The organism is Streptomyces sp. NPDC005728, assembly GCF_040630895.1.
Taxonomy (GTDB): Bacteria; Actinomycetota; Actinomycetes; order Streptomycetales; family Streptomycetaceae; genus Streptomyces.
The window spans coordinates 1-13,884 of the sequence record NZ_JBEXYL010000153.1 but is presented as its reverse complement, the minus strand read 5'-3'; the positions used below and the strand labels follow the sequence as shown (position 1 = coordinate 13,884).

Annotated in this window: 8 protein-coding genes; 4 read left to right on the top strand and 4 right to left on the bottom strand. The window is 74.6% G+C overall.

Features of this window, described 5'->3' with window-relative positions; all coding sequences use genetic code 11:
* From ABZ471_RS44615 to ABZ471_RS44600, 4 genes are all read right to left on the bottom strand, one after another.
* On the bottom strand, window positions 1–2,537 hold a 2,537-nt coding region (locus ABZ471_RS44615; protein ID WP_359074887.1), incomplete at its 3' end, for a DUF5682 family protein.
* A 5-nt stretch (window positions 2,538–2,542) separates the two neighbouring features.
* Window positions 2,543–3,712 carry an AAA family ATPase gene (locus ABZ471_RS44610; RefSeq protein ID WP_359074886.1) on the bottom strand — a complete coding sequence of 390 codons (1,170 nt, stop codon included), beginning with the start codon at window positions 3,710–3,712 and terminating at the stop codon, window positions 2,543–2,545.
* Between the two features lie 49 nt (window positions 3,713–3,761).
* Window positions 3,762–8,750 carry a hypothetical protein gene (locus ABZ471_RS44605; RefSeq protein ID WP_359074885.1) on the bottom strand — a complete coding sequence of 1,663 codons (4,989 nt, stop codon included), beginning with the start codon at window positions 8,748–8,750 and terminating at the stop codon, window positions 3,762–3,764.
* Complete coding sequence (locus ABZ471_RS44600) at window positions 8,747–9,601, bottom strand: DUF4132 domain-containing protein (RefSeq protein WP_359074884.1); 855 nt, start codon at window positions 9,599–9,601, stop codon at window positions 8,747–8,749. The genes ABZ471_RS44605 and ABZ471_RS44600 overlap by 4 nt, the downstream gene beginning before the upstream one ends.
* 582 nt (window positions 9,602–10,183) lie before the next feature.
* Here ABZ471_RS44600 and ABZ471_RS44595 point away from each other — a divergent pair.
* The 4 genes from ABZ471_RS44595 to ABZ471_RS44580 are packed head-to-tail and all read left to right on the top strand — an operon-like array spanning window position 10,184 to window position 13,827.
* A complete protein-coding gene (locus ABZ471_RS44595; protein ID WP_359074883.1) occupies window positions 10,184–12,043 on the top strand; it encodes a phage tail sheath subtilisin-like domain-containing protein in 1,860 nt (619 codons plus the stop codon).
* Window positions 12,044–12,077: 34 nt separating this feature from the next.
* Window positions 12,078–12,602 (top strand): phage tail protein, encoded by a 525-nt coding sequence (locus ABZ471_RS44590; protein WP_004003113.1) that lies wholly within the window; start codon window positions 12,078–12,080, stop codon window positions 12,600–12,602.
* Window positions 12,603–12,635: 33 nt separating this feature from the next.
* Window positions 12,636–13,364: a hypothetical protein gene (locus tag ABZ471_RS44585; protein WP_359074882.1), complete on the top strand. Its 729-nt coding sequence runs from the start codon at window positions 12,636–12,638 to the stop codon at window positions 13,362–13,364.
* A complete protein-coding gene (locus ABZ471_RS44580; protein ID WP_359074881.1) occupies window positions 13,357–13,827 on the top strand; it encodes a hypothetical protein in 471 nt (156 codons plus the stop codon). Before ABZ471_RS44585 ends, ABZ471_RS44580 begins: the two co-directional genes overlap by 8 nt.
* The last annotated feature ends 57 nt before the right edge of the window (window positions 13,828–13,884 follow it).

Sequence of the window (13,884 nt, the reverse complement as noted above, 5' to 3'; positions counted from 1 at the left end):
CTCCGCGATCGAGATCTCGTCCTTGTCCAGGCCGGCCCGCTCCAGCTGGCGCGGGCGGCCTCCTGCCGCCGGGGCGGCGGCAGGAGCCCCCATGCGTCGAGGGTCTCGCGGGCCGAAAGGTCGGCGCGGGTCCAGGCGGCCAGTGCGCCGGGGTCGACGGCGCCGGTGTCGGCCAGGTGGCTCTCGTCCAGGCGCTCCTCGACGGCGGACAGGAGCCGGTCCCTGGCGGCGGGGCTCAGCGTGTCGAAACCGCCCCGCAGGGCGGGCAGCCGGTCCAGGAAGTCCCGGTCGGACAGCTCCGAGACCCGGCCCAGCAGCGGCTCCAGCGCGGGGGCCGCCGACTGCAGCAGCTGCCCCGCCGCGGTCAGCAGTCCCGTGAGCCGTGCGGTCAGCGCGGACCGGGTCTCCGGGTCGCAGGCCCCGTCCACCCAGGACGCCACCCGGTCGCCGAAGCCGAGCGGATCCTCGTGCCCGAGCAGCACGCGTACGGCTCCGGCCGCGCCGCGCATCAGCGGGGAGCCGCCGGCGGCCAGCCGGGTGAGCGCGTCGGTGAGCCGGATACCGCCCAACAGGTCGGCCCGGTGCGCGAGTTCCAGCAGAGCGTGGGCGTCGGCGGGATCCTCGGAGCCGGTGAGGCCGTCGACCTGGCGCACGGCGGCGGCGGTGAGCAGCTCGGCCACGGCCGCCGCCCGTACCGTACGGTCCTCGTCGGCCGGGAGTCCCGCGATGTGACCGGTCCGCAACCGGTCCAACAGGGCCAGACCGGCGAGGAGTTCGGGCAGCGTGCCGGAGTTCGGAAGCGCGTCGGCCGATTCTGCGAGCCGCTCGTCCGTCAGGTCCGGCAGACCGCACTCCGCTGCCTGTTCCAGGCCGAGCAGGGTCTGTGCCGCGGTGGGCCCGCCCTTGTCCCGCTCCGTGCGCCGACGTTCCCGCAGCAGGCCCTCGGCGGCCTGTGCCGGGGTGACGCCGCGGACGCCTGCCGCGGTCAGCATGGCCGCCGTCGCCGGTGTCCAGCGCACCTCCCAGCGGGACGTCAGCGCCTCGGCGCCGCCCGCGCCGGTGACCTCCTTCGGCTCCGCGTACGGCACCGCGCACACCGTCAGGCGGCGCAGCAGGAGCTCGCGGCGGCGGTCCAGGTCGGAGCGGAGCGGGTCGAGGCGCAGGTCGCGGGCGGTGCCGGGGCCGGAGTCCGACGGGCCGGGCAGGCCCAGCGCGGCCAGCTCCGCCTCGACCGCGGGAGCGAGCCCGCTGCGCGGCGCGTCCGGCGCCGGACGGCCGGCGCGCGTGCCGACGAGCACCTGTTCCATAGCCCGGGCGACGGCCCGCCCCCGCCCGTAGGGCTCGCCCTGAGCGAGGACCGTCTGCACGGCCTCCACCAACTCGCCCCGGCCCGCCGCGGGCAGCCCGCGCAGCCGAGCCAGATCACCGGCGAGCCGCACGATCTCCCGCGCGTCGGCGGGCCCGGAGGGGTGGCCCAGCGCCCGCAGCCCGGCACAGACCCGGACGGCCGCCCCGGTCAGCGCGTCCTCCAGCGTGGCCGGGTCACCGGCGGCCTCGAGCACCAGGTGCTGCCACTCGGGGTCACGGATGCCGGCGGGGTAGCCGGAGCGCTCGTCGAGAAGGGCATAGGTGTAGGGGATGAGGGAGGTGGTCCAGGGCGGGGCGGCTTCGCCGGCCGCGGGCGAGGGCGTGCCCTCGGCGGGTGTCAGCAGCGCCGGGGCGTGGAAGGCACCCACCACCACGGCGGCACGCTCGCCGTTCGCGGTGGCCGCCGCGAGACAGGACCGCATCCACCGCTCCCGCCGCAGATCCAGCTCCGGCACCCCGCCCGAGCGCGCCGCGTCCTCGCGCAACGCCCACCCGGTGAGCAGCGCGGCCCGCCGCAGGGCCTCCGGCGGCGAACCGGGGGCGGTGGCCTCGACCAGCCGGTCCCAGAGATCTTCGCCGGGACGGCCGGTGAGGCGGGAGCGGAGCGCGTCGGCGAGCCCGGCGCCGGTGGATCCAGCGTCCCCGGCGCCGGTGGAACCACCCTCCGCGGCGCCTCCGTTGCCGTCCTCCTCCGGTGCCGAGCCGTGTCCCGAACCGGTGCCGGGTGTACCGGGCGGCGTCTGTCCGTCCGGTGCGGAGCCGCCTCCCGGGTCGGTGCCGGGTGCACCGTCGGGGTTCCCCCCGAGCCAGGCCCGGTCCGCGAGCGGCAGGTCGCAGGCGATCACCGGAATGCCGCGCCGTGCCGCCCACCGCACGGCCACCAGTTCCGGTGAGAAGTCGGCGAAGGGATAGAACGCCGGGCCACCGCTCCCGTCGCCGGGCGCGGCGGCGAGGGCGACCGGTGCGCGGGTCTCCTCGTGGGCGAGCCACGGCAGCCAGTCCTGCAGTTCGGCGGGGAGTTCGACGAGCAGGACGTCCGGCTTCGCCGTGTCCAGCAGCGCCGGCACGGCCGCGGCCAGGGAGGGCGCATGGTGCCGTACACCGATGAGGTAGGGCGCCGCCGGGTCGGTGAGGGCCAGGGCGGCCGCCTCGGGGGAAGCGTGGGGCACGGCCGTCAGCCCTCCAGGACCGTACGCAGGTCCCACAGGGTCCGCCAGGTGGCGGAGCCCTGCTCGGCGCGGCGCCGGACGGGACCGTCCCAGTAGCCGCGCAGCCGGGCCGCGTCGGCCGGGTCGTCCTTGCGCACGACACCGAGAAGGTGACCCGGAAGCAGGCCGAGGACGTCACGGTCGCCGGGGAAGTACGCCGCGGCCAGGCCCAGGGCGCCGGCGACGGACACGGCCTCCGCGGTGCTCATCACCGTGGACGGCCGCTCCACCTCCCAGCCCTCCGCCGACCGCCCCTCCCGCAGGTCCCGGAACGCGGTGACCAGAGCCTCCAGCACGGCGTCGTCGACCTGGAAAGGAGCCCCGGCCCGCTCCACCGACGCCCTGGCCTGGCTGCGCACCAGTGCCGTCTCGGCGTCGAGGTCCGGAATGGGGCCCACGGTCTCGAAGTTGAAGCGGCGCTTGAGCGCGGCGGACATCTCCGAGACGCCCTTGTCCCGCAGGTTGGCGGTGGCGATGAGGCTGAACCCGGGTGCCGCGTGCGCCGACGCGTCCTCGCTGCCCGCCAGCTCGGGCACGGCGATGCGCCGCTCGGACAGCAACGACACCAGGGCGTCCTGCACTTCGGGCAGGCACCGGGTGACCTCCTCGACCCGGGCGATCGCACCCCGGGACATCGCGGTGAGCACCGGCGACGGCACCAGCGCCTGCCGGCTGGGCCCCTGGGCGAGCAGCAGGGCGTAGTTCCAGCCGTACTTGAGCTGGTCCTCGGTGGTCCCCGCCGTGCCCTGTACCACCAGACCACTGGTCCCGCACACCGCGGCCGACAGCAGCTCCGACAGCATGGACTTGGCGGTGCCGGGCTCGCCGACGAGCAGCAGGCCCCGCTCACCGGCGAGTGTGACGACACACCGCTCCACCAGCGCCCGGTCGCCGACGAACTTGCCCTCCACCACCAGGCGCCGCGGCACACCGTCGGGCGCCTCGGCGTCCTCGGGCAGCCGCAGCGCCTGCCCGCCGCTGCCCATGACGAACGTGACGACGGCCCGGGGCGTGAGCCGCCACGCGGGCGGGCGCGGACCGCTGTCGTACGCGGCGAGGAAGGCCAGCTCGGTGGCGTACCGGTCCTCGGGCGGGACGATCTGACGGGTCGCGTCGGGGACGAGGACGGTGGTCATCGGCAGGTGCCCTTCAGGGTGGTGCGAGTGGTGGTCGGCGCGGAGGGGATCATCGGCGGCGCCCCCTGCGGGTCGCCCGCGTGGTCAGCTGCTCGTAGGCCGGTGCGTCGCCCGAGCGGACCCGGTCCCAGGCGCCGGCGAACAGCTCCGGCACCGGCAGCAGGGGCAGGGCGCGCCGGTGGTCCAGGACCTGGTACAGGCCCTCCTTCCAGCTCTCGACCGGCAGCGCGGGCGACTTCAGGTCGCGCCAGCCGCAGGGCAGGAACAGGCTCCGCCCGGCGCGTGGCCGCTTGGCCTCCACGACCAGGTCCGTCGCGGCCAGCTCGGCCCGGGCCTTCTTGATCCGGGCGGGCTTCCAGCCGGTCCAGCGCACGCAGTTGCGGTCCGTCGGATCGGGCAGCGCCAGCAGCATGAGGTACAGCGCGGCCGCATCCGCGCCCAGGCCGTGCGCCTCGGCCGCCTCGGCGACGAGTGCGGACGCGGTGACGGTCGGGTCCTGGGCGTGCCCCGCAGGGCCCTCGGTGCCGATGCCGGCCTCGACCGCCCGGGCCAGCTCGTCGCCGAGGAGCGTGCGCAGCATGCGCAGGCCGTGCCCGCGTGCACCGCCGACCAGGCCTTCGAGCAGCCCGAGCACGGGGTCGTCCGGCCCGGTGAGCGCGGCCGGGCGGAGCAGGACGGTTTCCGTGTCCTGGTACCAGGGGCGCAGGACGATCGCCTCGCCGGCCCGGGTGAGGCCGTACGCGTCGGCGCCTCCCGTCGCCGGCAGGCCGTAGGCCTTGCGCAGTTCGAGGGCGGTCGAGCCGCCCTTCTCGGTCCACTCGACGTCCAGGTCGAGCAGCAGCTCCGGATCGGTCACCCGGCGGCGCAGGGCGGCGAGTCCCTCGGGCAGGGACGCCCGCAGCGGGTGGCCGTAGGGCAGGACGTAGGCCAGGGCGGCCAGGGCGTTCACGGCGGCCGCCAGATCGTGCCGGCCGGGGATCGCCGCGGGGTCCTCCCAGACCAGGTTGCCGTCCTTGTCGGGCCGTGGGACGGTGGTGCGCGCCAGCCACGGGGTGCGGGACGGGTTGAGCACCTTCTCGGCGTGTCCGGCGCCCATGCCCGCGAGGTCGGCGCCGAGGTCCTCGGGCACGCGGACGAGCGAGCCGAGCCGTTCGGCCCACACCCGGCCGGCGGCCTCCGTGTCCGGTCCGGTGGTCCACAGGTCGGCGGGGTCCGCGGGCAGCAGCGCGCTCAGGAGGGCGTTCCGCTCGTCCGTCTCCAGGGCGTTCACCCGGGAGGAGGCGAACTCGCTCTGCCGGGGCTTCAGCCCGATGACGGCCAGCCCCTCGCTGCCGGGTTCCTGCGGCAGGCCGGCGAGCAGCGCGGTGGCCTGGAGCGGACCCAGTCCGCCCCGGGTCGCGGCCGCCAGCGCCTCGGGTGCCTCGGCCCGCCAGGGAGGGGCGCCCTTGTCCCGGATCAGCCGGGTGACGGCGGCGAGCCGCTCGGCGGGGACCGCCGAGGGGTACCGGGTCTCCCTGACCAGCGTGAAGTGGGCGACCGCGCCGAACGCGCCGGACGGGTCGTGGTCCAGGGCCAGCCAGTTGACGCGGTCGTGCTGACTGTCGACGCTCTGGCAGCCGAGCACGACCACGGTGCGGCCCTCCCGGCGCAGCACCTGACCCGCCCGCTCCTGCTTGTCGTGCGGCTCGCTCAGGACGATCTCGCGGAGCGTGGCCCCCGGCTCCGCGAGCGGTCCCTCGGCGAGCGCCTCGAACAGCAGGAGCAGAGGCTCGCGTTGGGCGTCGGTCAGGGCGGGCGAGGCGGCCCGGTAGGCGAGGGGACCCAGCACGCCCAGTACGGACGGCCACACCATGCCGATCTGGGGGACGGTGTGCTGGTCGCTGCGCCACCCGTCGTGGAGCGCGGCAAGGTGCTCGGGGGCGGGCAGCGGCTTGCCCTCGGCCGGCCGCCCGGACAGGACGTGGTTCACGGCCCGGACCTGACGGAGCGTGCTCCATGGCCGTCCCCACCATCCGTGCAGGCCGGCGAGACCGCCGGCGGCGGTCTGGAGGCTGCGGTCGTCGCCGTGCTCGGGGGAGTAGTCGGCGAACATCTCCTCCGTGTGCCGGGCCTGCCGCGGCTGGTCCACAGGGGGCTGCGCGAAGGCCGTCGCCGACTCGGAGATCCGCAGCGCCGAGCGGACGAGGGAGGCGACGCCGACGAGCAGCCGCGGATCCGTGACGTCCGGCAGGACGAGGCGCACGGCGCCCAGGACGACCTGGACCGCGGTCGGTACGGCGGCCTTGGCGGCCTCGTCCGAGCCGGCGGTGGCCAGCGCGTCCCGACGCCCGGCCAGCGCCAGGGCCGTGGCCCGCAGCACCTCGGCCGCCTGCTCGTCGGTCAGGGCGCGCAGCACGGCGGAGCCCCGCTCGTCGCGCGGGCGCAACGCGTGCCAGAAGGCGAGCGGCGGCACCAGCCGTGTCCCGGCGGCGAACTCGGTGCCGGTCTCGCCGGGCGTCACCCGGCCCAGCTCGCTGCCCCGTGAGGTGTCGTCGGCGGCGAACAGGCCCACCTGGCGGTGTATCTGCGCGGCGACCGGCTCGGCACCCCCGGGCAGCCGCAGCGCCCCGAGCGGCACCGCACCCGACCGGCCGGCGTAGGCCGTCGGCACGGAGACGGTGCGCCCGTCCGGCGTCCCGGCGACCCGGCGGGCCTCGTCCCCCTCGCCCTCCAGACGGACCCAGCGGCCCAGCACCACTCCGTCGGTCCCGAACGGGCTGTGCTCGAGCCCCGGTTGCAGGGGCAGCACCTCGCACCAGCCGGCTTGCAGGGCGGCGTCCTCGCGGATGCCGGCCCGCAGCAGCGCGGGCAGGGAGGCGCGGCCGTGGGTGCCGGTGGCCGGGTCGTACTCCAGCCACACCGTCTCCCGGCCCTGCCTGCCCTGGCGCCACAGCGTGGTGCCGTCGCCGATCACGGCACGGCTCGGCGGCAGCACGGTGTCCCCGGTGTGCAGGGTGCGGCCGCCGGTGGCGCGGCCACCACCGGGCAGCGGGATCGAGGGGGTGTCGGTCTCGTTCCCGGACCAGTAGGAGGGAAGCTGCTCGCCGCCGAGTTCGAACACGTCGGCGGGGCGGGCCGACCAGTAGCCGTGCTGCTTGGCGCCCTTCCGCCACGTCACCAGCAACTCCCCGTCCACGTAACGGAACCGGGGGCGCTGCCAGCGGTCCAGGTCCTGGGGCAGGCGCAGGTCGTGGTCGAGGAGCACCTGGTCCGGTCCGACCACGACCGCTTTGTGCCGGCGCACCAGGATCAGCGCGGGCCAGGCCTCGTGGATCGTCAGCGTGTCGTCCTCGCCCTTGCGGGTCTCCGCGTCGAGCAGGGCCAGCGCCTCCTCCAGGGCGGGCCACCCCAGCTCGTCCAGGACTCCGGCGCGCAGGGTGCTGCCGAGCAGCGGTGCGACCTCGTGTCCGGCGACCCGGGCGACGGCGTCCGGGGCGGTCTCGGAGGCGATGACCCGGAAGGGGCGCAGCCGGTCGAGCGCGGCACGCGCGGCGGGCAGGCCCCCGGCACGTGTGTAGTCCTCGGCGCGGTTCGCCAGCCACTCGCGCAGCACACCGGAGAGGACCGGGTGGCCTGCGACCTCCTTCAGCAGCTGGGGGGCCTGCGAGTCCTTGCCGACCGTGTCGGCGGCCCCGTGCAGCGGGCGCCGGAAGCGCGGGTCGGCCGCGACGGCCACCAGGTCCCGGCGGCCGGTCCGGGTGTCCTTGAGCCAGTCGGTGAGTGGCAGGTACACGTTCGCCTCGGGGCCGGGCACCGCCAGCGGGATGTCCTCGGCCGCGCACAGGTCCAGCAGATCGAGGTCGGCGCCGGCGTGCCAGCGGCCGGTGAACAGGTCCACGGGCCGCCCGGCGGCGCGCAGCCGCGGCGCCATCCGCTCGACGAGCGCCAGGGTGGCCGGAGAGCGGCGCGACCAGGACCCGCCGTGCTTACGGAAGGAGGCCCAGCGGCTCAGCCAGTCGGCGGGGTCGACGTCGTACTCCGCGGCGGCGTCCGCGTCGGTCAGCAGCCGCTCGGCCCCGCACTCCGCGAGCAGCGTCAGCCAGAACTCGTCGTCCTCGACCTCCCGGCCGAGCCCCGCCGGCATGATCTCCAGCAGGCGGGTCCGCACGGCCGGCCGGCGCTCGGCGAGGACGGGAAGGACCGCGCGGTAGGAGTTCCAGAAGGACGCGGGCGCGCGGACGGCGGCCGGGGAGGCGATCAGGTCGGCGACCAGGGCGCACTCCTCGGTGGCCCGGTCCAGGCGCGCCGCCCTGATCAGCCCGCGCCCGTCCTGCGGCAGCGAGGCGTACGGCGGCATGCCGGCCGCGCAGCGCTCGACCGTCAGCTGCCGGAACTGCGCCCACGCGGCGGCCGGATCGAGCCGCCGGGCGAGGTCCTTCACATGCTCCTTGAGGGCCTTGACGGTGAGCGCCCCGGCGAAGGCGAACTCCAGGAACACCGCCCGCTGCCGCTCCTCGTCGACGGTGAGCGCGTGCACCCGCTCGGCCTCGCGGGCCTTGCCGAAGAAGGCGGCCGCGTACGTGGTGTTCTCGTGTTCCAGGAAGACCCGCGCTGCCTGCTCGTAGAAGGTCGGCAGGAAGTGCGGCACGGCCCGGCCGAGCCGTTCGCCGAGCGCCTCGAAGCCCTCCTTGGCCGTGCCCGGACGGGACTTGGCCTGCCGGGCGAGCCGCTCGACGTCCTTGACCAGGGCGAGCGCGTGGTGCCCGTTGGCCGGGTCGTTCACCAGCGCCCACGCGGGGAAGCCCAGGGTCTCCTTGCGCACCTGCCCGACCTCGGGCGCCTCCGGCTCGCGGGCGAGGCCCAGGAACTCCAGGGCCAGGTCCTCGGCCTCGCCGAGGGTGCCCGGCACCAGGCGGATCACCTGCCGGTCGTCCAGAGCGGGATGCGTGTACGTGCGGACGGTGAGGCTGTCGGCGTCCTCGCGCGCGGTGCTGCGGGAGGGCAGTACGGCGCCGGCGTCCAGGAGCGCGGCCGCCGTGGTCTCGTCGTACGTGTTCATGCCGCCTGCTCCTCGTCCTGGATGTCCCGCCCGGCGTACAGTGCGGCCGCCATGCGCATGCCCTCGGACCAGGCGACCGGCCCCACCTGCCCGAGCCTGAGCACGCGCCCGGCGGGATCGGTCCACACCAGCGAGCCGGTCTCGGTCTCCTCCCAGCCGTCGTAGTCGCCGACCCAGACGCGGGCCTCGATGCCGCGACCGTCCTCCAGGACGGAGCACACGGCGTGTCCGCCGCGCACCCGGTAGCCGAGCTGGGTCGCCCTGCCGTGCAGGAAGCGCAGTTCCTTGTACGAGCCGCCCGCGTACTCCTCCACCTGGGTGCCCTCGGTGTCGAGGCCGGCCGGGCGGTGCCAGACCTCGCGGAAGAGCTGTACGGCGCGCTGCTCGACGCCCAGCTCGACGGCGAACTCCCGCAGTTCCTCCAGGTCGTCAAGGAGGACCGGGTGCGGGATGCGCACGAGGTCCGGGGAGATACGGACGGTGTCGCCGTCCAGGTCGACGAGGCCGAGGCCGCGCTCGGGGTCGGCGTCCCGCAGGAAGCCGGCGACCCGGCCGTCGTCGCCGGTGACGACGAGGTCGCGCAGGGCGGCCTGCCAGGCGGGGTCGGGCCATACCCGGGTGACGACGGCGAGCGGCACCGGCAGCGAGCGGACCATCCACCGCTCGGCGTCGGTCAGGCACTGCCGCTCGTGGCGCTCCAGCCACTCGGCGAGCTGCCTGAGGCCCATGACCGCGGGATCGTCGCCGAGCTTCGCGGGCACCGACTTCAGCCGCCGCCCGGCCGCGTTGCGGCACACCACCTTTCCGCCGTCCAGGGCGACCTCGTAGCCGCCGGCCGGTACCCACCCCATACATGCCTCCCCGCATGCGCAGTGATCAAGTGACGGGAACTCTAGGGGAGGCCACTGACAACGCCGTCCGTCGCCCGGGGAGCAGGCACCCCGACGGAACCGGCCACGGCGGATTGTGTACGAGTCGGGGAGGACTCGAGGACCTCCGACCCGCCTGCGGTGCGCGGACCGCGCCGGCGTCCAGGGGGTACCGGCCGCCCGGTAAACCGTTCACGGCGCGGTCGCGCCGTATGAGGAACCTGTGCACCACCTGTCGGGGGCGCGCGGACACGATGTGCGAGGGCCGGGAGTTGACCTTCACGAAACCTTTCCTTTGCGTGGCCGGAAGACGCCTTGTTGCGTCAACTCCCAACGCAACAAGGTGGTTTGAGCACTAGAGCATCAGGAGTCGCAAGCGCACTGCTTGACCCGGACACCCGACCGTCCGGGCGCCGACGGGGGAACTGATGCGGTGCGCTCGGCCGTCGTCGTCCAGTCGCACGGGGGCCGCTTGCCGCACCGATCCGGAATATGTCCCTCCGCTGTCTGCCTCTTGGTGCCTTCGTCCGGTGCCCGAGAACAGGGATAGGAGGGGGAAAGCCGATGAGCGCGGTGAGCGCCGCCAAGCCGACGTATCCCGGCGTCTACGTCGAAGAGCTTCCCAGCAGCACCCGCACCATCTCGACCCTGACCACGTCGGTGACGGCTTTCGTGGGCCACACCCGACGCGGTCCGCTCAACGAGCCGGTACGCGTCACCAGCTTCGCGGAGTTCGAGCGCCGCTTCGGCGGCCTGAGCGCGCGCAGCGCCGTCGGCTACGCGGTCCACCAGTTCTTCGGCAACGGCGGCACCGTCGCCGTCGTCGTCCGTGTCACCAAGGCCGGCAGTGGCAAGGCCGCCTGCGTCACCCTCAAGTCCACCGAGGGGCACAGCGACAGCGATGTCCTGGAGGTGCACGCCAAGGAGCCCGGTCTGTGGGGCAACGGCCTGCGCGTGGCCGTCGACCAGGACACGCCCTGCCCCGACGAAACCTTCAACCTGCGTGTCTACGACGCCCGGGGAGAGGCCCGCGAGAGCTTCACCGGCCTGTCCATGGACCCCTCCAACGGCCGCTATGCACAGACCGTGATCAACGCGGGCTCCCGGCTGATCCGCGTCGAGACGGTCGGCGAGGGCCGCCCGGACCCGTCCGGCACCGTCTCCAAGCCGTTCGGCCACCAGCTGCCCGACCTCGCCGTCGACCTCACCGTCAAGATCGGCGAGGTGGAGCGCGAGTTCACGCTCTACGACCCCGACTGCGACGGCGAAGCCCCGCGCTCCGTGGCCGAGCTGGCCCTGCTGCTCGAACGCAAGCTGCGGGCCCTGCCCGACGCCCCCGGCAAGCACGCCTTCGCGGGCGCCGAGGTGACCGCCTTCGGCCGCCGCATCCAGGTGGTCGCGGGCTCCACCGACCCCGATGACGTCGTCCGCTTCCTCGGCGAGTGCGCCAACGACCTCGGCCTGGAGGCCTCTGTCAACCCGCCCGTCTTCCCGCTGGCCGGCGGCGAGGACGGCGAGGCGCCCGGACCGCGCGACCTGATCGGCTCCGAGGCCGACAAGACCGGCATCCAGGCCCTGCGCCAGGTCGCCGACGTCAACCTCCTCGTCCTGCCCGAGCTGGCCGCGTACGAGAAGACCGAGGACGCGATCACGGTCGTCTCGGCGGCCCAGCGCCTGTGCCAGGAGCGGCGGATCTTCCTGCTCGTCGACGCGCCCGGCACCTGGGTCAGCGTGGACACGGCACGCGCCGGCATCGCCGCCTTCGAAGCCGTACGCGGCAACCACGCGGGCCTGTACTTCCCGCACCTCCAGCTCACCGACCCGCTCACCGGGCGGCTGCGCTCCTTCCCGCCCTCCGGCGCGGTCGCGGGCGTCATCGCGCGCACCGACTCCGAGCGCGGCGTGTGGAAGGCGCCGGCCGGCACCGAGGCACGGCTCGCGGGCGTCCACTCGCTCACCGTGAACCTCACCGACCGCGAGACCGGGCTGCTCAACCCGCTCGGCGTCAACTGCCTGCGCAGCTTCCCGCTGACCGGCCCGACCGTGTGGGGAGCCCGCACCCTGGAGGGCGCCGACGCGCTCGACAGCGAGTGGAAGTACGTGCCCGTACGACGGCTCGCCCTGCACGTCGAGGAGAGCCTCCAGCGCGGCCTGCAGTGGGTGGTGTTCGAGCCCAACGACGAGAACCTGTGGCAGCAGATCCGCCTCGCCGCCTCCTCGTACCTGCACACGCTCTTCCGGCAGGGCGCCTTCAAGGGCGGCACCCCGCGCGAGGCCTACTTCGTCAAGTGCGACAGCGACACCACGACCGACGAGGACATCGCGAACGGGATCGTGAACGTCCTGGTCGGCATCGCACCCGTCCGTCCGGCGGAGTTCGTGATCGTCAAAATCCAGCAGACGTCCGGGCAGTTCGAGCTGTAGGCCCGCGGGAATCGTGGAGAACTGAAGGAATCCGATGGCAGAGTTCACCGTCAATGCCCATCGTTTCGACCCCTACAAGAACTTCAAGTTCCTGGTCCTGTGGGACGGTCGCACGGTCGCCGGCATCAGCAAGATCAGTCCGCTGAAGCGCACCACCGAGGTCGTCAAGCACCGCCACGGCGGCGACCCCAGCTCCCCGCGCAAGTCGCCGGGGCGCTCCGAGTTCGAGGGCATCACGCTGGAGCGCGGGGTCACCCACGACCCCGAGTTCGACCGCTGGGCCAACAAGGTCTGGCAGGTCGGCGCGGGCCTCGGCTCCGAGGTCTCCCTCGCCGACTTCCGCAAGGACATCGTCATACAGGTCCTCAACGAGGCCGGCCAGGTCGCCGTCTCGCACAAGCTCTACCGGACCTGGCCCAGCGAGTACCAGGTCCTCGGTGAACTGGACGCCAACGCCAACGCGGTGGCCATCCAGTCGCTGAAGCTCGAGTGCGAGGGCTGGGAGCGGGACTACGAGGTGCCCGAGCCCGAGGAGCCCTCCTTCCTCAACCCGGCCTGACGTGAAGTGAGATGAGGAAGCCGGGGGGAACAAATGGCGATCACCGGGGCGGCCGGTCTGCTGGCCACCTGGGAGACGGGGCTCGCCGAGCCACCCGCCGGGCGCGCCCTGCTGCTGCACCGCACGGCACGCCCGGACCTCGGCACCGCGGCGCTGCCCGCGGTGCCGCTGGGCGAGCGCGAGTCCGACCTGTTCGCCCTGCGCCGCGCCCTGTTCGGGGAGCGGATGCAGGTGCGGCTGGAGTGCCGGGCCTGCGGCGCGGACATGGAGTTCGAGCTGGACGCCGGGGAGTTCGCCCGGTCCCTCGGTGCACCCGGGGAAACCGTCGTACGACTGACGGAGGACGGCTGGGACCTCGCCTTCCGGCTGCCCTCCGCCGCCGACCTGACGACCGCGGCCCGCGCCGCGGACCCGCGCGCCGCGCTCCTCGCCCGCTGCCTGGTCTCGGCAGCGCACAACGGCACGCCCCAGGACGCCGATGCCCTTCCGGCAGCGGTGCAGCGGCGGATCGCCGAAACCGTCGCGTCCGCCGACCCGGGCGCCGACGTGACGCTCAACGTCGGCTGCCCCGAGTGCGGTACGGACACCCGCGCCGAACTCGACATCGCCTCCTACCTGTGGACCGAACTGGACGCCTGGGCCAGGGACCTGCTCCTCGACGTCCATCTGCTCGCCACCGCCTACGGCTGGAGCGAGCCGGAGATCCTGGCGCTCAGCCCGCTGCGGCGCCGCTACTACCTGGAGCTGTGTGCGGATGTCTGACTCCTCCTCCCGGGCGCCCGAGGCGGAGCCCGACTTCCTCGACCGGCTGATCGCCCGGCACGCCGCCGCGAGACCGGACACCGTCCGGGTACGGCCGCGGCTGCCCGGACCGTTCGAACGCGTCGAGGCGGTCCGGGCCCGCACCCCGGACCCGGACGCCGCCGACTCCGTGCCGTGGCCCGCTGCCATGCCCCCGGCCGTACCGGACCGGGACGCGCCGCGGCCGGCCCCCTCCGAGGTCCGGCGGCACACGGAGCGCGAGCGGACCGTCGTACGCACGGAACGGTCCCCTGCCGAACCGGCGGCGCGCCCCGCACCGTCCGCCCTGTCCGAGGCACCGCTGCTGCGTCCCGCCGCGCTTCTCGCGCCGCGGCTGCTCCCGGTGCCCCAGACCGGTCCGCGCACGTCCGGGCGGGGAGGCCCGGAAAAGGGCGCGCACCGGGCCGCGGCGTCTAACGGATAGAGCATCTGACTACGGATCAGAAGGTTGCAGGTTCGAATCCTGCCGAGTGCACACAGG